Here is a 19,073-nt window from a genome sequence, read left to right as displayed (position 1 = left end):
TGCTTCTAATAGTTTCATTTGCACCCCAAAATACGATACTACAAGCACCTTATATTAGAGGACGCAAATTATCTTAAGTCCAGAGGATTGGTTCGCGACCACCTATCGCGAACCAATTTCCTTTTCCACATCCCGTGAAAAGTCAGGTACTATACACACTTACAAAAGTAGCTACTAGCTTACAAACAAAGCCCACTTGCGTGGGCTAATTAAGCGTATCTTCATTAGTTTATAATTGTAGAGTTCGTTAATCGTCACAAATTCTTACTGGATTTAAAAATTAGAAAAACCCCTAAAAAGACGAAAAAATATCTAAATCCATAATCCATAATATCTAAAGCAGTTTGTGTAAAGCTGAGAGATAAAAGACCAATACCTGCAAATAAAATTCCACTAATCATCAAAGAACAATATATAATAGTTCTTCTTAAATCTTGAATCGCTTCAACTAACTGTTTATTCTCTACCACAATCAACACCCTGAAATAGTTAAATAAGTACTTTACAACAAAGGTAACTATTGACAGAGTAAGGGTTAGGCTACTTTTTACTTTGACCATTGACATAATATAGAAATACAAGTATCCCGTAGGGTGTGTTGTCGCGCAGCGCAACGCACCAAAACCGAGAATACTAGACTGTCTAAGCTAAAATTTTGCAATAAATTTCTTCTTTTATCTCTGTGTTCTCTGTATTGAAAAGTTCTGATGCCTGCGGTAACCCCTTCGGTGTACGGAGGAAACCTCCGCTCAGACTTTTCGCTGTGCCTCTGCGGTTTATTAACGCACCCTACTGGATCGACACAGCTAAAATGTTGCAATAGATTTTTGTGAAAAGTGAGATAAATCAATACTTTCTGCTTTATTTTTAATGCACAACTTTAGGCGTGTCGATCCACTACTGGACTATACACGCTAATACGGTGCGTTACACTTCGTGATAACGCACCCTACTGGATCGACACAGCTAAAATGATGCAATAGATTTTTGTGAAAAGTGAGATAAATCAATACTTTCTGCTTTATTCTTAATGCACAACTTTAGGCGTGTCGATCCACTACTGGACTAAAAATGTCTTTAATTTTGAATTTTGAATTTTGAATTGTTAAGACTCTGGACTTTTTTTGAACTTTTGCAATAACAACTGCAATGCTAAAGCCAATAAACCCACAGCTACTAAACCAAATATTCCCGAACCCAAGGCGAATAAACCGACTACTAAGGTACGAACTGCGGAAGTTAGGCGCAGCACTAATTGATTATCTGAGTGTATCGGCTTGCTAGCAAAATTTGTAGCGATCGCAATCATCACCGAATAGATTGCGTAACCTAATCCTCCGGAAACGATTGCGCCACTAACACAGCGTACTGGACTTGTTTGGACTTCTGCGGGAGTCTCTGTTTGGGGAAGGGAATTTGGATCAGTCATACAATTTTAGATTTTAGATTTTGGATTTTGGATTGAGCAAAATAAAGGCAGATGGCAGAAGGAGTAAAATTTTTCTATCCAGGTTTTAGCTAATTAACTTAGGAAAGTGCGCTTCAAGGAGTGATGCACAATAATCTTCCTTGTCCTTTTTTCTTCCCCACCTTTAAACTGACGACGCGATTTTTATTCCATGTGAAGTGGTTCGCGTCACAAATAATTCTAAATCTTCGTCCGGGATGGCGTCTCTAATTTTTTGCTTAACTATTTCTGCTTGGGGTTGGGACTCAACTAAAGCAAACACTGAAGGGCCAGAACCTGACATCATGGTTCCGAGAACACCGTCTTGTGCTGCAAATAATTCTCGCAGTTGTAGAACTTGGGGATACTCTGGTAAGACGACGCGCTCTAAATCATTATGCATTTTTTGGGCGATATCAGTTGCATCTTTATTAGCGATCGCTTTGACTATCGGCCCGGAATGCACTGCATTGGCACGAGCTACCAAGTCAGCAGTATCTTTAATATATGTATTGCCATACTGTTGACGATAGGTTTTGTACGCCCAAGCTGTGGAAACTTCTAAGCTGCGATACTTCGCCAATACTATATATATATTGTCTAAACTCGGTAGCGGTGAAAGTTGTTCGCCTCTCCCCGTCGCAATCACTGTTCCCCCTGCAATACAAAAGGGGACATCTGAACCAAGAACCGCACCTAATTCTTCTAATTCTGTTTGCGTTAGTCCTAAATTCCAAAGTAAATCTATCCCCACTAACACAGCTGCGGCGTTTGTCGAACCACCAGCTAACCCAGCTGCTACAGGTATGTGCTTGTCGATGGTAATTTCTACACCACCATATTTAGCAAAGGTATCGGGAAATTCTTTTACCATCAATTCCGCCGCGCGATAAGCGAGATTAGTTTTATCTGTGGGGACTTGGGGATGCTGAGAGTGGACGCGAATTGTATCTGTGCTGAGGGAACGCACGCCAATTTGATCGGCTAAGTCGATGCTTTGCAGTATCATCGCTAATTCATGAAATCCATCCGGACGGTCGCCGATGATTTCCAGATACAAGTTAATTTTAGCAGGGGCAATGAGGGTGTAAGAACGCATAGTAATTTTGGATTTTGGATTTTAGATTTTGGATTTTTCTCCAAAACCTGCTAATCATCGGTTACAAGTAACTGATTTGCTAAAGTTACCCATTGAGAGACGCTGAGGTCTTCAGCGCGTACTTGGGGATTTATCTCTAATTGTTCCAGTAAGTGAGTCAGGCGATCGCGTTCTACTACTGGTTGTAAATTATTTCGTAACATTTTCCGCTTTGCACCGAATCCCAATTTCAGCAAGTTCTCAAATTTTCGCGGGTCAATTGCGGGTATTTCGATTGGTCTGGGACGCATTCTCACGACTGCGGAATCTACTTTTGGTGGTGGATGAAATGCACTAGCTGGAACTGTACAAATTAATTCACATGCTGCTAAATATTGCACCCTAATACTCAACGCGCCAAAGTTTTTAGAACCGGGTTTAGCATATAACCTGTCGGCAACTTCTTTCTGCACTAATAATACTATTGAATCAAATGGTCGCGGATTCGGATTAGCAATTGTGCCTAAGAGTTTTTCGATTATCGGCCCTGTAATGTTATAGGGGATATTCGCCACTACTTTATTTTGATTTTGAAAGTTAGGAAATAAAGCTAAATTTTCCCCAATATCCAAAGTCAAAAAATCCCCTTGGAGCAGCAAGAAATTTTCTTTTTTACCCAATTGCTTTGCTAATAAATCGCACAAATCGCGGTCAATTTCCACCGCCAATAAAGACTGCACCAAAGGTAATAACCGACGAGTCAGGATACCTGTACCAGGGCCAATCTCCAGAATGCGATCGCTCTGTTGGCAATCTGCCGCCTTGACGATTGCCTCTAAAGCCTTCTCACTTTTGAGCCAATGCTGAGCAAAGGCCTTGCGCGGTCGTACCATCTACTCCTCCCTCTATATCTACTTTCTAGCCTTTTACCAAAAATCCGTTTCTTACTTTTTTCTTACTTTTTCCTCTCCCTTTTTTACCCATTTTGTCTGTTTATCTCTTGACAAATGTACTAAAATCTGATTTTCATAAGCAAAAGATTGGGAAAAATCAGACTTAAACCATTGTCTCTGAAGATGAGACTATTGACTTAGCAACTCTTGCTAAGGTACTATATAGATAATGGAAAAGGTGTGCGCATATAAACTCATTCCTGCCAAAAGATATCTAATTATCAAACAATATAGTCTGCTTTTCACCTCAAATTAAGAATAGAGAAATTGAGGCAATCGCCATTCAAACCTATTGCAGAAGACCAAGAGCTAGCAAATCAATTTCCGCCAGACAATAATTTAGCGAAATCCTCATTGAGAGCGTTGTATATTACTGAAAGTATTTTCAGCAAATTTGAGATAAACGCTAAAAAAACTATGCCAGACACACCCGCAGATAGCATTTGGATAGTCACCGACGACACCCCCCAAATAGCCATTCCCGACAACAATCAAGGCGGGAATTTTAGAGGAATTAACCGCAGTGACGAAACCAGAGAAACAACTGGAAGCAAAGGCGTAACAGATGCAGTTCCAGTTCCCGCACAAAAATTAGAAAAAGAAATGACAAAATTTCTGGGAGTAGTAGGACGTTTATTCAATCAAGCAGAACAGCAAGCTCAAGTAAAATCGGGAATGCAGTTAGAAGAAATTGAACTATCAATAGAAATTAGTGGCGAAGGAGAAGTCAAGTTAATTGGTAGCGGTGCAAAAGCTAGCGGTAAAGGCGCAATCAAACTGACATTCAAACGCCAAGCAGCAAAATGATGAGATAGCGATCGCACTATGCAAAAATCTTTAGGTAATGTGTAAGAGACTTCCAAGTAAAAAAATATTCCATTGCTATTGTTCACTGTTGACGGTTGACTGTTAACTGTTAACTGTGAACCGTCAACAGTCAACAGTCAACGTTTAACGGAATAATTTATTTTTTGGAGTTCCCTAAGACAAATGACACGTAAAACACTTCAAGGTTTACATCCAGACAGCTACCAACATCCTTTTGATCGTAAAGCCTTGGCGGCACTGCAAAAAATGCCAGGTTTACCACTCCTGCTCAAAAAAATTAATGAGTATGGTATAGATCGTCTTCTGAGACTGCAAAAACTCGGTAACGAGTTTCGCGTCAACCCGCGCAACTTTCCCAAATTGCATAACCCTTTAGTTGAAACTTGTCAGATTCTTGATGAACCCGTACCAGATTTATATCTTTATCGAGGTACAGGACATATTTCTACCTATACGATTGGTGTGGAGAAACCATTAATCGGCGTCAACTTAGAAACCCTGGAATGGTTAGAAGCAGAAGAATTATTATTTGTTTTCGGACATGAAATTGCCAGAATCAAAGGTAAATATTTAACATATCAACAACTGGCGGTAGTCATGCCATTATTGAAAAACGTCATCAGCAGCACCACACTGGGATTTGGCGGATTAGCCGTCAATGGCATAGAAATTGCATTGTACAACTGGATTATGATGGCGAAACTGACAGCCGATCGCGCTGGATTGTTAGCATGTCAAGATATTGATATTGCGATCGCATCCTTGATGAAATTGGGTGGATTACCAAGTGAATACTTAACACCAGAGGTTATCGAAGATTTTACACAGCAAGCGCGTGAGTTTCAATTTCAAGAACTTGAGGGATTAGATCAAGTTACCAAAATTTTTAGTTTCATGGAATATCAAATTCCTTGGCATGTTATGCGAGCATCAGAATTGTTGAAATGGGTAGAAACTAGCGCATATACTCAATTGATGGAATCCGATCCTGCTCAACCACCACCACAAGAGACTGAACAGCCGGAAAATGTCCAAGATTGGGATTTTTTGGGTAACTGGTAGTCAAAAACCACCCCTCGCGAGACATCAAGTATAATTTAGCTCCAGAGGCTAATTTTTCATCAAATTAGGTAAATTGGATGCTGAATGGCACAATTCTCCGCAATCGCTACAAAATCATCAAACTTCTGGGAAGAGGTGGGTTGTCGCGTAGTTGCGGTGGCTGTGGCGTGAGCATTCCTTGTCCTTTGCACTCTAGCCCTTTAACACTTTGCCCTTATTATTCTTTTCCCTTCTTTCCCCGCCTTCGGCGGAAAAAAATCTTTCAAAAAACTAATCAGACGTAGGTTGGGTTGAGGCTTTGCGAAACCCAACATTCCCACCCCAACACCAAACGCGGATATTACCTTTAACTACAAAATTTACTCCTTACCAATATCCGCAGCAAATACAATCTCCTCCCCAGCACCCCACATCACATCATACATACCCTGACGCACCGCACGATGAAAGCTGGAATATTCCCAATCCTTTGGAGCTTGCACCAAACCATGTTTCACCGGATTGTAATGAATATATTCCAGATGATTTTTAAAATCTACCTCATCCTTAATCAAATGTTCCCAAAAACGACGCTGCCAAATTGCTCTTTCTTGTTTCTTTTGCTTAGAGCTAGATAAATTTTCTGCTAATAAAGTATCACATTTGCGGCTAAAATAGCTTTTTATCAAGCGCCAACGGGTAGAAAAATCGCTATCTTCTGGTGGTAATGTCCAAATACAGTGCAAATGATCCGGTAATACAACACAAGCATCAATAATAAACGGGTGTTGTTTCATCACATCCCGAAAAGCATCTCTCAATAAAACTACATTGCTTGGTATACATAGAAACTTTTTTCTATTATCTGTAACGACTGTAAAAAAGTAAGTTCCACCCGCAATTGTAGCGCGACGATATTGCATTTAATTAATATTCAAAAGCTTAATTTCTCCACCTTAGACCAGTCTAATCCAGGCAAAAACGACCGTCAATTTACCATCAATGTAGGTTGGGTTGAGGCTTTGCGAAACCCAACATTCCCCGCATAACACCAAGCGCCGATGTTGGGTTTCGTTCCTCAACCCAACCTACAAAGAGATTGATAAAATTATAAAAAAGCTCTCAAACAACAATTACATCTCCTCCCTCACCCAAGCACGAAACGCTCTCATCGCTGCATTTCTCCCCTCAGTTTTACTCCGCATTAAATATTCAGGAATAACTTGAGTAATAGGTAAATTAAGAAAAATTGCACTAGCAGTAGAGGCTACATATTTACCATTAATCATCACATTAATTTCTAATCTATTGCCCTTCCATCGCCATAATTCCGGTACACCTAAAACCTCATAATTATTAAACCGCGTCCGCGAGGTAATATCAATTTCAATCGCTAAATCAGGCGGCGGATCAACAGTCAAATCAATTCTATCCTTCCCCCGTACAGCCGCTTCATTTTGAATGTAAAAACAATCATCAGGTTCTACCCCAGCATCCATTTTTTCTCGATCAAAAGTAGTAGATCCTAAACTCCAAAAGTCTATATCGAGTTCTTCTAATATAGCCTTTACCAAATCTCCAATCATCACTTTAGCAACTTCATGTTCTGGTAGTGGAGCAATGATTTCCAACATTCCCTGACTGTAAGATATCCGCGAACTGCGATTTTCACCCAATTCAGCCAAAATACTTTTGTATGTTGACCAGGATATATTTTTAATTAATAATTGATGTCCTACAGGTACAATTAGCTGGTTGAGTTTAAGTAACATAACTTGCCTCGCTGGTAAATTTCACCTAACTAGTACCAATTTCATCATACATTTAAAATAGTAATGCCGGAGGCTAACGCACCATCAACAGTTCAAGGTACTTTACGCTAAATAACATACCCTACTATTTTAAGGAAAAATTTTGCATTATTTATTGTGGTATTTTTTGCTGTGTTACAGGAATCTCAATAACATAGGGTAAACAAAAACAAGTGACAACTGACAACTGACAATTATCAAGTCAACAACTCACCCAATTGATGCTGAATTAGCAATGCTTTCAGCGTAGCATTTTCCGCTTTTAACGCTTGAGTTTCCGCTTCTAATTCACTAATTCTTGCTTTCAAAGCTTCCTTACTTGTACCTTGTCTGTGAATTACAACTTCTCGATAAATTGCTAAATTAGCATCCTCATTCATCCATCTTTGATAAGTCTTAGTATGCTCTTGCACTGTATGTCCCATATAATCTGCCATTGTTTTGATGGGAACTTGCAAGCGATGTCCGCGAATAGCGTAAGCATGACGTAATTCGTATGGTCTAAAACCTAAATTAGCGGCTCTAAATCTGATATGCAACTTTGCCGTTTTATTACTCAGCGTTCCTTCGTTGTAAGGAGATTTGACATTTTTTAAATCAAACAATTCCACCCAATGGGGATGTAATGGCGGAATCCCACAACTGCGTTCGCCTGTTTTAGTACCCTCTGTTAAACTAGGATTTAAATAAACTAAATGAAAAGTATTATTAGGGTTAATAAAAGCCTCTATATCGACAGCGAATAATTCATGAGGTCTTAAACCATAAGTTGCTAACATAGCATACGCCCATTGCCATTGTTCTGGTAAGGTAAGATTCTCTCTACTAGCATAAGCTGATAAAGGCATCCCAATTTTCGTAAAGCCTTGAATAATCTCTTCATCGGCTGGGACTTTACGAATAGTTGGTTCTGGCTTGGGAGTTGCATAAGCAGCGATAGTTTTCAACCCATTAATCCCGCAAAATTCACAAAATTTCTTTAATTGCCATACTAAGAAAAACCTTCCCGATGTATTAGGTTTAGTTCTTTCTAGTGCTTTTTCTAAAGCATATAAAGATAGGGGGACATCTTGAGGTAGTTTTTTCAAATGTCTCAAATAATGAGTTTCCCAAGTACGTATACCTTGGCGATTTTTTTCATGGGTTTTCCAAAATTCTCGCTCATAATCTTGAATCCATTCACAAATGAGCTTGGTAGAATTTTCCTGTGCGGGTAACGCTATCTTCTGCGCTTGTTTACCTAATAATTCAGGTGTCCAGCAAAATTGTTTTGTTATTAATAATAAATCTAATTCTCTGGCTTTTACCACTGCCGTTTTCACGCCAACATCATTAGCAACGAAACCAAAGGAAATGGTATACTGCTTACTTGGACTACCATTTTTACCAACATCCCCAGGTTTACAGGGAAAAGTTCCTTGTAACCCAATAGTTTTAGCACTAGTGAGCTTAAGTTTCACCTTCACTCTATCCAAACTTAACGCTGAGTTAGCTTGTGCAACAGCGTGTTTGATTCTGAGATATTCACGTTCAGCTTTAACACCTGCATCTGATGAAGAATGTTTAGCTTTCCATTGTTTCCACTTAGATGGTTCCCATTGGTCAATTCCCACACCATCCCATTCAGCATTACGGAGGTCGTAAGTAATAGATTCATTGCTAGACATAAGTAATTCTTGCAATTTCTAAATTCAATGTATCAGAGAAAAGTACTGTAAAGTTAAGCTTCTAGAAATGCGATCGCTTTGAAATTAGCTAATAATAATCTAAAAGTAAAGGTTGCTTAAACTATCACCAAAATTAGCAAAAGCTATAAAATTATACGGAAATAATCCTAAGAACACTGAAGTTAATAGAACAACCCAACAACTATAAAACTATGCATAACACAATCGATACAACTAAAAGATATTTTTTAGCATTTATTGCGGCCGCGATCGCAACTAGCCTCAGCAGCTGTAATTCTAATCCTACCCCGCGTCAGGATACGATTAGCGAAACCCCAACGCCAACCACAACATCCGCAAGCATACCAGCCCCATCTCCCAGCCAAACCCCCAGCATGGCGCAACTGAGAGCGAAATCAGAGGATGTTCAGACAGCCACTCCTACACCCGAAGCATCCCCCACAAGTACACCTACTCCTACTTCCCCAGCCACCAGTGACAAAACGACAGATGTCACTCTTTACACAAGTGACGTACAATGTCAACAACTAATTCCCCAAAAAGTACCAGTATCCGCAAATGAGCCTGTAAAAGCTGCGGTGGGTAAAATTTTAGAGAAAAGAGATTCGGGTGATTTTAGCTTATCGAGTTATCGCATCAACGTTAAAAATGGTGTTGCTACCGTTGATTTGCGAGTAGCACCTAACTCAAAACGACAAATAGCTTCGCTTTCAAGTTGTGAACAATTTGCATTATTTGGTAGTGTCCGCAAAACCCTGACGAGTAACGCTCAATGGAAAATTAAAGATGTGCGTTTTACCGAACGCGGTGAAGAAATTGTGTTTTAGTCAATGGTCAGTTATCAGTGGTTATGCTCATCATTCTTGATTGGGGTTATGAGATAACAACCATTGTTCAACTAACTCTGTCATAATATCGCTCATTTGTCGCTCACCAGAAACAGCAGCAGCTTTTAGTTTTCGATGTAAATGTTTCGGAAGATAAATAGTAGTGCGGATATATTCGGGATTAGTACTTTTGCTTAAAGAAGTAGGTTGAGCCTCAGTTGGCGGTGGATTGTCTCGGTGTTGACGACTGCGAGCCGCATCAATTAAATCATCAAAACGACTAGTTTTTTTCTTATTATTCACAATAAAATTCTCCAGGTTTTAATAATTTATAATTCGTAATTAAAAATTCTTCATTTTGAATTGTCTATTATTTCCTTACCTACTTCAGCGTAACAGCGCCAAGCAATTTGGGCATAAGAATCTTTGACAGCATTCACAGGTACACCTTCTAAAGCAGCTCGTTGGAATACAGCCAAGCGGCGAATTCCCGATTTAAATATCGGTAATCCCGCTTTTTCTAAAGCTGCTCTGGCTTCTTCTCCTGCTTTATTCGGATTAGGAGGAATCAGAGTCAGTAAAATGCGATAATTAGTTTTAAATTGCTTGAGAGATTCAACCATTTGCATTGTTGCAGCTAGTGCGATCGCATCTGGAGTTGTCGGTATAACTAACAAATCGCAACCCTGCGCAATAGTTTTTAATTCATCTGGGTTTGGCCTAGCTGGTGTATCAATCACAATATGTTCGTAGAGTTTTGCTAAGAGTATTCCCTGCTTTTCATCAGCAACTTTGAATGGTAAACAACCCCGGTTAGACCAATCTAATGCACTCCGGTTCAGGTCGCCGTCTACGAGCAATGTATCAGCTGTATTTTGTAAGTATGTCGCCAGGTGTAGCGCTGTAGTAGATTTACCTACACCCCCCTTAAAAGCCGCTACCGTAATAATCATTTTCCATCACTCGCAAATAATCCCAAAATTCTACTGCATATCTAAACATCTGAATGTTTATTGAACATCTAGATGTTTAGATGTTTAGACATTTGGATGTTAAGTATATATATTTTAAGTGTATAAATAATATGTGTATATTTAATAAGTATACAAAATAATATAAGTAAAATGTAGACAATCAACAAAATATATACATAAGCGTCTAAGTATTAAGCAAATATTTTAATAAACTCTTGCTATGTGTAGGTTTCAGCGATTTTTAAATCAAGCATAATTTGCGAATTTAAAACAAAATGGTAGGGTTAACCAACCTCAAAACTAAAAAACGCCTGATGACTCAGACGCTTTAAACAATAGTTGGAAAATAAATAAGTAATAGCCGTCAGCGCTAGCGAAAGCGCTCAATAACTTTTAATTGATTTAAATTTCGTGATTTTGAACTTTTGAATTAACTTTAGGTTCGCCAATTGCAGCTTTATCACCTAACTCACAGAGTGTTTTCGCTTCCTCAAGAGAATAGTTTTGTTCTAACTTAATTTCTGACTGTGTACAAAAACCTTGTCTAAACCACTCATAAGAACGTTGATCGCCCCAAAAAGTGCGGTGGTTATCGCTTTGTCTTTTATACTGTCCTTGGGTGTTAGCTTTACAGCCCTTATCTCTCCAAGCCGGGCCTTCTAACCACCTGGATTCATTATCACCCAAATCTATAAGGTAGCCATCTTTAGATTCTGAGACGGCTTTAGCAACAACTTTTGTAGTAGTTAAACGTTTCACACAGTCGGCTAGGGCATTTTTTTTACACTCAGCTAGTGCTGCATCGGGAGATATGCCTAGCTTAGTATATTCCTTAACACAAGCTAATACTGCTGCATCTTGAGCCTTAGCCATTGTGTCAGTTAAACCTATGCCAGCTATAGCAAAAATACTAAATAAACCAACAATTTTGACCCTTTGGTAGGGTTTAAGATGAATCATGGCGTTATTTAATCAAATTTTGATTAATTTACCATAAATCACCTAAGTATACGGATAAAGATATTGATAATCTTGATAGTTACTGAATAATCATCAAACCTGAAGCATAGATAAATTAAATAAAAACTAGGAATAAAATATGTATTGCCAATGAAAAAGCGCAAATTCAATAAATTAGGAACTGGGTAATCATTACCAAACAGCCTAAATACCACTCTTTACAGCATCAGAGTTGTACAGTGTGAGTGTAACAGTGGTATATAGATAGATAGACAGGTTGAGCGAAAAAGTCTACAATCTGAACTTATTGCAGTAAATTTACCTATTCGCAATCAACCTAAGCATAGTAAAGATTTTCTAGTGTTTCAGGCTTGATGCTGGAGCGCTCTATTAATATTATGAAAGTCTTTTAGTAGAGGGCAAAAAACCGATGGATGTAAAGCTGATTTTAGTAGGATTAACAGTCGTATTTACAGTTTTGTGCTTGTTTTTTGGCACAAAAAATGGATTTTATGATTCCGATAACTATCACGGCAATGGTTCTGCACATTAAAAGAGGTTTGAAAATCGGCTTTTGACCCTCGGAACTTCGGAAAAGCTAACCAAATTTTCCGAATTGGGGCCGGGTTAGGCTATAATATCCTCCCCCATCAACAAATCCGCATTTTCAGGGTGAAGGGGCGCAAAATGAAACTTACCCCTAGGTCACAAAACCAAAAACATCCCCTTAATTTTTGGCTTTTGGGATATTTCCATGACGATGAGGTTTAAGGGGAGGAGAACATGAGGGATCGAATTTCGTCGTCCTCTCGTGTTGATGCTGATGAGGGAACTAGCGAACTAGAATGTTTACCTTATAGTGTTCAGCACAATGATGAGGGCGTTTGTTTATTGATACGGATGGGGCCGTATCGCATCCTGTTAGATTGTGGATTGGGGGATATTTCTTCACTGGTGAGGGAGTTGAAAAAATTGGCGCGTCAACGCAATTCCTCCCAACCAGTGGATTTAGTGTTGATTAGTCACGCCCACCCGGATCATGCTAGAGGATTGCTAGCACTGCATCAAGCTTTTCCCCAATTAGCTATCTACGCGAGTGAAGTAACCAGCAAGTTGCTATCATTAAACTGGCTAGATAAAGATCCTCAAGAAATTCCCCAATTTTGCCAAGCCTTACCATTGCGATCGCCTGTAGAATTTCATGAAGGTTTAGTAGCAGAATTGTTTCCGGCTGGACATCTCCCAGGGGCGGTGGCGATTATGCTTACCTACACGAACTCGCAGCGTTCCTACAAGTTACTGTATACAGGAGACTTTTTCTTATCTAACTCCCGGTTAGTAGAAGGCTTAAGATTAGAAGAATTACGCGGCTTAGAGCTAGACGCTTTAATTATTGAAGGTACTTATGGCACATCACGCCATACCCACCGCCGCAACCAAGAAAATCAACTAGCCGAAAGAATTTATCGCGCAATTAGCGATCGCTGTTCTGTTATACTGCCCACACCCGCATTAGGGTTAGGTCAAGAACTGCTCATGCTATTACGCAGCCATCACCACTTCACAGGTAGAGATTTAGATATTTGGGTAGATGGTGCTGTCGCCAAAGGCTGCGATGCTTATTTAGAACTATTACCCCATCTCCCCCCATCAGTTCAAAACTTCGCCCGTCATCAACCTTTATTTTGGGATGAAAGAGTGCGTCCTCGCGTGCGGCGGTTGCAAGCAGAACATCGTCCTCATATAGGGAAGACACCCTGTATAGTTCTTACAGACTCCACAGCCGATTTGTCCCAATATTGCCAACCAGATACTGGCCCTTGGCTAATTCTCCTGCCAGAAAAAATAGATATAAAAGTTAAAAAACAATATTTAGCACCCACCACCGTTGAAGGCTATCTCCTCGCTCAACATAGTGATGGCCCTGGGACTACCCAATTAATCCATAATTTACGACCCCAACATGTCGTTTTTGTACACGGTTCCCCAGCCTATCTAGCAGATTTAACCAGTTTAGAAGAATTACAAAACCGCTATCATCTTCATTCCCCAGCCGCCGGTATTTTAGTAGAATTGCCCATTGGCGATACATTTATCCAACCAGCCGCCCCAGAAACCAACTACGAAGGCGAACTCACAGAATCCGACAGCATCATCACAATTAGCCTTCCAGACACAATAACCGCCGATCCCCGTTGGCGACAATTTGCCGATACAGGTTTAATCGAAGCCCGTTGGCAAGGGGAGGAATTAGTCTTAAGGGGATTATCCCAGCGAGAACTACTCAACCAAAACAGCGATCGCTATATCTTGACAGATGTAGACTGTTGTGGTAATTGCCGACATCAACGAGGACAGCGTTGCTGGAATCCCAACTCCCCCCTATATAACTTCAAAGTCACCCTTGAAGGGTACTGTCCCGCCTATGAAAGATTGATGGAAAATGAGTAGGGACAAGGAGGACAAGAACAACTGACAACTGACAACTGACAACTGACAACTGACCAATAACAAAAATCAAGAGTCCAGAGTGGAAATGTTGACCCTGGACTCTCGACTTTTCGACTATTTGGAATTATTCAGGATTAGAGTCAGTGTAACGGTTGCGGATACGCTCAGCTTCCGGGCAATCTTCGGTCATCAGAGGTTCTACATTACCGCGTGGTACTGACGCTAGCTTTTGGGTTACAGCACCAATACTTTCCAGCCGAACCATTTCTTCCCAAGAACAAACTTCATCTTCTTCTTCTGTTTCATAGCGTAGGGTCACTAAATCTCCCTCTATATCAATGATGCGGGCGCGTTCTATCCAGCGTTGCTGGTCCCGCAAGAATACACATACCTCCCGCCCATCGCAACACAATTGATAAATCTTGCGGTGTAGCATGTACTGCTTCTGCCTTTTTAAACAACGTAGTTAAACCTTTCAAAATCTGGGCTGTGCCCCAGTGCATAATACCCTTAAAAAGTCAGTTTTACGGTTACGAATAACTAAGTATTTTGACTCCCACCCAAGATTTGCACCTAGTTGTCAGAATCTCAGGATATTTAGAGTCATCACCGCCTAGCTAATACGTGGGTGAAACTAAAACTCCTTCAGGGTGATTCAGCGAATGTATTCTTCATAGAAGTCATACAATTCGGGATTTGTCCTAACTAGGTTAATCCTTGCTGGTGAGTTATTGCTACCATTATGTAATAATAGATACTCCAATACAAGCATCGGTTGCGGTTGTTTGAGTTGCCTACTTGTAGTCATTGGCATTGCTGGGAAGTCCGGGAACTCGGCTGTACTTTTACCCCTATGTATTTGATCTTAACTCATTCTTTGGCTGTCCTGAATGGTTTTAGACAATAACAAGCCAAGAGTTTTTGAGTTGAGGGTTATTTGACTGATGTGACACGTCCCGTTTAGGAGCAACTATGCAACGCCAAAGTCAACTTGTGTAGGGGTATCAGCAAGATTTGTTCTTTAAGGGAAATTCCATGAGTACTGTCGAGGATGCTTCTCTTTTAATTTGACCAGCACGAACCGCTTCATATAGTTCGGTTAGGGCTAGCAAATCATCCGACTGATAACACTTCGTTGCGAGAACTTGGTGCAGTAGACCCTCAGATTCAACACTCAGACATCCAGTTTGGAAAGCAGATTCAACAATTGTGCGAATCATGTTGATTAGGGCTTAGTAAGCAATTTGTTACCTCCAGTATGGAATAAACCCTAATTTTCCCAACTGATATAAAGCAGCAGGCTATAGTGATTATAATTACACGATTATGTGATCTCCATCATAGATAAAACTCATACTGTCTGAATACAGAATTACCTTAATTTTAATGCCGTTGGGGAATAAATTAGCCATAATTTTCCCAAAGATAAGTGAAAATTTGACCAATGAACATGATAACCAAATATACAGTATTTTTCAGTAAATGCCGATATGGTTTTGGGTAATTAAATCCTATAGGGGAATAATAATATACATACAACTAAGGGAAAAACTGGCGAAAATCCTCATCACGATCGCTTAACTTTACCCAATCCAGATTTAAATACTGTAGTTTTTGCACCAAGCGATCGCAAGCGGGGCGTTCGGTGGCATAATGACCAGCATCAATTAAAATCAAACCGCGATCGCGACTTTCCTGAAATTGATGAAATTTACAGTCAGAAGTTAGATAAGCAGTAGCACCAGTTTTCACCACCGCCGAAATATAACTAGCGCCAGAACCGCCTAAAACTGCAATTCGCGAAATTTCTTGCTGTAAATTAGCAGATGGGGAAACCAGCAAATTATTGGGAGCAAGGCGACTGTGGATAATCGCCAATAAATCCTTTAAACTCATCACAGGCTCGATTGTGCCTACTCGACCATATCCTAAGCCATTTTGGGTAGGGACAATGGGCGTTGCATCCTTCAGTTCTAAAATTTGCGCCAAAACATCAGCCGTCCCATCCTGTACTTGGTCAAAATTGGTGTGGGCGCTGTAGATGCCGATATTGTGGACAAAAGCTAACCGTACCATATCCGCGATCGCTTCACCAACGCGGAAAGATTTGGGAGGGGCAAAAATCAGGGGATGATGGGCAAAAATTAGATTAGCATTTTTAGCGATCGCTTCTTGCATCACCGCCAAAGTCGGTGTTAAACACACCAAAACCCTAGCTGATTCTTGTAAAATCCCCGGCTCAACCTGCCAACCACAATTATCCCAGCTTTCACACCAAGCCGGATTTGCCCATTCTTCAAACCACGTAATTAAGTCAGCAATTTTCATGAAATTTTAGTAGCTCCAAACGGGCTAACTATTTTATGCCCAATTAAGCTAACAGAAAACTGTGCCTTAAGTAATATTTAATGATTGCTATATCCAGCAAAAGTTCTAACCAGAGATATGGACAACCAACTCTCTAACATGATTGCGCTGACGATGTTCCCAAACATAAATACCTTGCCAAGTACCCAAAACCAAATGACCGCGATTAATTGGGATATGTTCGGAAGTGTGAGTCAATGCTGAACGGATATGTGCCGGCATATCATCAGGCCCTTCCGCATCATGAATGTACTTGCCTGATTCTGGTACAAGTTTCGCCATAAAATTAGCCAAATCTACCAACACATCAGGGTCGGCATTTTCTTGAATCACTAAACTAGCGGAAGTGTGGCGCAAAAATAGAGTACAAAGACCAGTTTCCACCCCCGACTCGGCAACAATCGCTTCAATTTTTGAGGTGATATTTTGAAAAGACTTGCCAGTAGTGGAAACTCTAAGTAGCTTTTGGTAATGAGTCACGTCGCTTCGCTCCGAATTCAAAATTCAAAATTAATGACAATAATCGGCACTAGAATATTCTTTACTATATCCAGAAAATAAATGCAAAATTGCCAATCCAGATGACAGAGGAATTAGAAAGAGCCGATAATGATTCACCCTGGAAAGAAATATTAGAAGCATACTTTCCCCAAGCCATGCATTTTTTCTTCCCAGAAACAGCCAGATTAATTAACTGGGAACGTCCCCATGAATTTTTAGATAAAGAATTTCAGCAAATAGTCCGTGATGCCGAACAAGGCAGAAGATACGCAGATAAATTGGTCAAAGTTTGGCAAATTCAAGGTGAAGAAATTTGGCTATTAATTCATGTAGAAATTCAAGCCAAATCGTATGATTTTACCAAAAGCCTTGGAAGCGGAGTTTTGGCAAGAATTTAAGCAATTTGAGCAGGAGCGAACTATGAGCTATGTAACCACTGGTGAACGTATTGGCTACGAACGCGGACAACAGGAACAAGCGCAAAGTCTGGTGCTACGTCAAATAAAAAGACGGGTGGGAGAGTTAGCGCCAGAAGTTCAAGATAGCATTCAATCGCTTTCCCTAGTGCAATTAGAAGCATTGGGCGAGGCTTTGTTAGATTTTACAGGACTAGAGGATTTACTTACCTGGTTGGAAGCAAATCCTGCTGAGTAGGATTTACCCTCTGATGAAATGCGTAGACGCAAAGCGGTGAGGGGGTTGCAGTCTTGGACGCCACTTGCTTTAAGCCGGGGAACCCGTCCAACGTAGTGGCTCCGCTTCCCGTCGATTGCGTTAGCGCAGCGGTAGCGACGCAGGAGCGTCACCCCCGAACCCGTTCGACGTACTCCAAAGGAGAACTCGAAGAGTAGTCGTTCTCGTTCCCTCAAAGAGGGTTCCCGTTCGACGAAGTCGTTCTCGAAGAGTAGGGTAGAGTAGGGCTTGTCCTAAGACATCGCTCATCTCTGGTAAATTGAGTTAACTTGAAAATATTCTAGGACAGCAGACGCGATCGCTTCATTGCCATCTTTAGCAATCGCTTGAGATAGCTTGGGTTGCAATAGAGGTTGACGCAGAAAATCCCAATTCCCTTGGAAAAACTCAGTTGGGCTAAGGATTTGATGCTGATTATAATTAGCTAACCCTGCGATTAAAAAGGCTGCTTCTGCAAAATCTTCCCGCGTAACCGTAACAAGCGGTACTTGCAAACGGGTAGCCTCAGCAAAAGTACCGTAACCAGGTTTAGAGACAACTCGCCCGCAAATCGGCATAAAATCTACAGGGCGGTATTTTCGGTCAGTAATTTTCACCAAATTAGGTAAATCTGGCGCAGCTCCATCGAACACAATAAATTGCCAATCGGGGAAATGGTGCAGGTTATCGTAGGGAATTTGCTGTAAACCCAAACCGCCGAAGGTTAAGAGAATCGTCTTTTCTACAGGTACGGTAATCCGCCAATGCGATCGCAGGTTATCAGCATTGTAGCGCGGCGAACCACCTGTTAAACCCACATCTATAATATTGGAGAATGCTGACATCGGTTCGTGAAACGGGAGCCGATATAAGCGATCGCATTGGGAATAACAATCACTAATCCAATCAGCAATAGCCAAAAACTCCCCTCCCCAATCCCGATAAATCAAGTCCCAGCCAAAGTTACTCATCGACCAACAAGGAATATTTGCCGCTTTGGCAATTAGAGAAGCCAAAAAGGGAATATCAGCTAAAATCATATGAACACGATTTTGACGAATAAAATTGACTTCCCCAGCAATCAAAGAATGTTGATTTTTCTTAATTTCTAATAACTTTTCTAATGTAGCGGCTCGATCCATCGTCAAGCTATCTGCTTGTACTACACCCAAATCAAAAGCCCGAGGACGATGAATAAAATCGCCGTCAATATAGCAATCAAGCAACCAACGTGGCGCAGCAGTCACCATAATTAGTAGCACTTCGGGACATAACTTTTGAATCGTGGCGGCGACTGAGGCCATGCGCGTAGCATGACCAAAACCGTGGTTAGTAATCGCTATGTATAAAATAGGGCGTTCCATAAAAGAAAATTTATCGATAAGCCACAATTAATTTACTGGCTCCTGGCAACTTTAACAACTGATTTTTGCTACACGAAGCACAGTAAAATAGACAACAGAGGCTGTTTATAA

22 protein-coding genes and 1 pseudogene are annotated in these 19,073 nt (G+C 40.5%); 7 read left to right on the top strand and 16 right to left on the bottom strand.

What is annotated here, in order from left to right:
* Positions 1-254: 254 nt before the first annotated feature.
* The 4 genes from H6G41_RS18610 to rsmA all read right to left on the bottom strand — a co-directional run bounded on the left by H6G41_RS18610 (position 255) and on the right by rsmA (position 3,418).
* Positions 255-470 (bottom strand): hypothetical protein, encoded by a 216-nt coding sequence (locus H6G41_RS18610; RefSeq protein WP_190747658.1) that lies wholly within the window; start codon positions 468-470, stop codon positions 255-257.
* Positions 471-1,105: 635 nt separating this feature from the next.
* Entirely contained in the window at positions 1,106-1,429 is a 324-nt protein-coding gene (locus H6G41_RS18605; protein WP_190747657.1) for a DUF3082 domain-containing protein, read from the bottom strand.
* Positions 1,430-1,592: 163 nt separating this feature from the next.
* Positions 1,593-2,546, bottom strand: coding sequence for a 4-(cytidine 5'-diphospho)-2-C-methyl-D-erythritol kinase (gene ispE, locus H6G41_RS18600; protein WP_190747656.1), 954 nt, complete (start codon positions 2,544-2,546; stop codon positions 1,593-1,595).
* A 50-nt stretch (positions 2,547-2,596) separates the two neighbouring features.
* Entirely contained in the window at positions 2,597-3,418 is an 822-nt protein-coding gene (gene rsmA, locus H6G41_RS18595; RefSeq protein WP_190747655.1) for a 16S rRNA (adenine(1518)-N(6)/adenine(1519)-N(6))-dimethyltransferase RsmA, read from the bottom strand.
* 477 nt (positions 3,419-3,895) lie between these two features.
* Between rsmA and H6G41_RS18590 the strand changes: the two genes are divergently transcribed.
* The 3 genes from H6G41_RS18590 (at position 3,896) to H6G41_RS18580 (ending at position 5,652) form a co-directional block, all read left to right on the top strand.
* Positions 3,896-4,285, top strand: a complete 390-nt coding sequence (locus H6G41_RS18590; RefSeq protein ID WP_190747654.1) for a hypothetical protein — start codon at positions 3,896-3,898, stop codon at positions 4,283-4,285.
* 183 nt (positions 4,286-4,468) lie between these two features.
* Entirely contained in the window at positions 4,469-5,368 is a 900-nt protein-coding gene (locus tag H6G41_RS18585) for a M48 family metallopeptidase (RefSeq protein WP_190747653.1), read from the top strand.
* A gap of 77 nt (positions 5,369-5,445) precedes the next feature.
* Positions 5,446-5,652: a hypothetical protein gene (locus H6G41_RS18580; RefSeq protein ID WP_190747652.1), complete on the top strand. Its 207-nt coding sequence runs from the start codon at positions 5,446-5,448 to the stop codon at positions 5,650-5,652.
* Between the two features lie 75 nt (positions 5,653-5,727).
* On the opposite strand, the gene H6G41_RS18575 is transcribed toward H6G41_RS18580, so the two are convergent.
* The 3 genes from H6G41_RS18575 to H6G41_RS18565 form a co-directional block, all read right to left on the bottom strand.
* On the bottom strand, positions 5,728-6,270 hold the full coding sequence (locus tag H6G41_RS18575) for a transposase (RefSeq protein ID WP_190747651.1): 543 nt from the start codon (positions 6,268-6,270) through the stop codon (positions 5,728-5,730).
* 210 nt (positions 6,271-6,480) lie between these two features.
* The gene (locus H6G41_RS18570; protein WP_190747650.1) at positions 6,481-7,119 is read right to left on the bottom strand and encodes a Uma2 family endonuclease; all 639 of its coding nucleotides are present in this window, start codon (positions 7,117-7,119) and stop codon (positions 6,481-6,483) included.
* Positions 7,120-7,355: 236 nt separating this feature from the next.
* Entirely contained in the window at positions 7,356-8,825 is a 1,470-nt protein-coding gene (locus tag H6G41_RS18565) for an integrase (RefSeq protein WP_190747649.1), read from the bottom strand.
* 212 nt (positions 8,826-9,037) lie between these two features.
* Here H6G41_RS18565 and H6G41_RS18560 point away from each other — a divergent pair, with 212 nt between their 5' ends.
* A complete protein-coding gene (locus tag H6G41_RS18560; RefSeq protein ID WP_190747648.1) occupies positions 9,038-9,673 on the top strand; it encodes a GerMN domain-containing protein in 636 nt (211 codons plus the stop codon).
* A 30-nt stretch (positions 9,674-9,703) separates the two neighbouring features.
* Here H6G41_RS18560 and H6G41_RS18555 read toward each other — a convergent pair whose 3' ends face one another.
* The 3 genes from H6G41_RS18555 to H6G41_RS18545 all read right to left on the bottom strand — a co-directional run bounded on the left by H6G41_RS18555 (position 9,704) and on the right by H6G41_RS18545 (position 11,607).
* Positions 9,704-9,976 (bottom strand): CopG family transcriptional regulator, encoded by a 273-nt coding sequence (locus H6G41_RS18555; protein ID WP_190747647.1) that lies wholly within the window; start codon positions 9,974-9,976, stop codon positions 9,704-9,706.
* 50 nt (positions 9,977-10,026) lie between these two features.
* Positions 10,027-10,626 carry a ParA family protein gene (locus H6G41_RS18550; RefSeq protein ID WP_190747646.1) on the bottom strand — a complete coding sequence of 200 codons (600 nt, stop codon included), beginning with the start codon at positions 10,624-10,626 and terminating at the stop codon, positions 10,027-10,029.
* A 423-nt stretch (positions 10,627-11,049) separates the two neighbouring features.
* Positions 11,050-11,607 (bottom strand): hypothetical protein, encoded by a 558-nt coding sequence (locus tag H6G41_RS18545; protein ID WP_190747645.1) that lies wholly within the window; start codon positions 11,605-11,607, stop codon positions 11,050-11,052.
* Between the two features lie 430 nt (positions 11,608-12,037).
* Between H6G41_RS18545 and H6G41_RS35805 the strand changes: the two genes are divergently transcribed.
* Together H6G41_RS35805 and H6G41_RS18540 are read left to right on the top strand one after the other, a co-directional pair.
* Complete coding sequence (locus H6G41_RS35805; protein ID WP_096577909.1) at positions 12,038-12,160, top strand: hypothetical protein; 123 nt, start codon at positions 12,038-12,040, stop codon at positions 12,158-12,160.
* Positions 12,161-12,390: 230 nt separating this feature from the next.
* Positions 12,391-14,058: an MBL fold metallo-hydrolase gene (locus tag H6G41_RS18540; protein WP_190747644.1), complete on the top strand. Its 1,668-nt coding sequence runs from the start codon at positions 12,391-12,393 to the stop codon at positions 14,056-14,058.
* Positions 14,059-14,182: 124 nt separating this feature from the next.
* Here the strand turns inward: H6G41_RS18540 and H6G41_RS18535 are convergent, their stop codons facing one another.
* From H6G41_RS18535 to H6G41_RS18515, 5 genes are all read right to left on the bottom strand, one after another.
* Entirely contained in the window at positions 14,183-14,494 is a 312-nt protein-coding gene (locus tag H6G41_RS18535; protein WP_086765716.1) for a DUF6679 family protein, read from the bottom strand.
* A gap of 219 nt (positions 14,495-14,713) precedes the next feature.
* Positions 14,714-14,866, bottom strand: a complete 153-nt coding sequence (locus H6G41_RS18530) for a hypothetical protein (RefSeq protein ID WP_190747668.1) — start codon at positions 14,864-14,866, stop codon at positions 14,714-14,716.
* Positions 14,867-15,062: 196 nt separating this feature from the next.
* Complete coding sequence (locus H6G41_RS18525; protein ID WP_190538832.1) at positions 15,063-15,278, bottom strand: hypothetical protein; 216 nt, start codon at positions 15,276-15,278, stop codon at positions 15,063-15,065.
* A gap of 319 nt (positions 15,279-15,597) precedes the next feature.
* Positions 15,598-16,386: a Nif3-like dinuclear metal center hexameric protein gene (locus H6G41_RS18520; RefSeq protein ID WP_190747643.1), complete on the bottom strand. Its 789-nt coding sequence runs from the start codon at positions 16,384-16,386 to the stop codon at positions 15,598-15,600.
* A gap of 105 nt (positions 16,387-16,491) precedes the next feature.
* Positions 16,492-16,905 carry a secondary thiamine-phosphate synthase enzyme YjbQ gene (locus H6G41_RS18515; protein ID WP_190747642.1) on the bottom strand — a complete coding sequence of 138 codons (414 nt, stop codon included), beginning with the start codon at positions 16,903-16,905 and terminating at the stop codon, positions 16,492-16,494.
* A 101-nt stretch (positions 16,906-17,006) separates the two neighbouring features.
* On the opposite strand from H6G41_RS18515, the pseudogene H6G41_RS18510 reads away from it, so the two are divergent.
* Positions 17,007-17,580: pseudogene (locus H6G41_RS18510) on the top strand (DUF4351 domain-containing protein).
* A gap of 284 nt (positions 17,581-17,864) precedes the next feature.
* Here the strand turns inward: H6G41_RS18510 and H6G41_RS18505 are convergent.
* Complete coding sequence (locus tag H6G41_RS18505) at positions 17,865-18,962, bottom strand: glycosyl transferase (RefSeq protein WP_190747641.1); 1,098 nt, start codon at positions 18,960-18,962, stop codon at positions 17,865-17,867.
* Between the last annotated feature and the right edge of the window lie 111 nt (positions 18,963-19,073).

This window comes from Tolypothrix sp. FACHB-123 (assembly GCF_014697075.1).
Classification (GTDB): domain Bacteria; phylum Cyanobacteriota; class Cyanobacteriia; order Cyanobacteriales; family Nostocaceae; genus Aulosira.
Note: the sequence above shows the minus strand (reverse complement) of the source record. Positions and strands in the feature narration are given on the sequence as shown.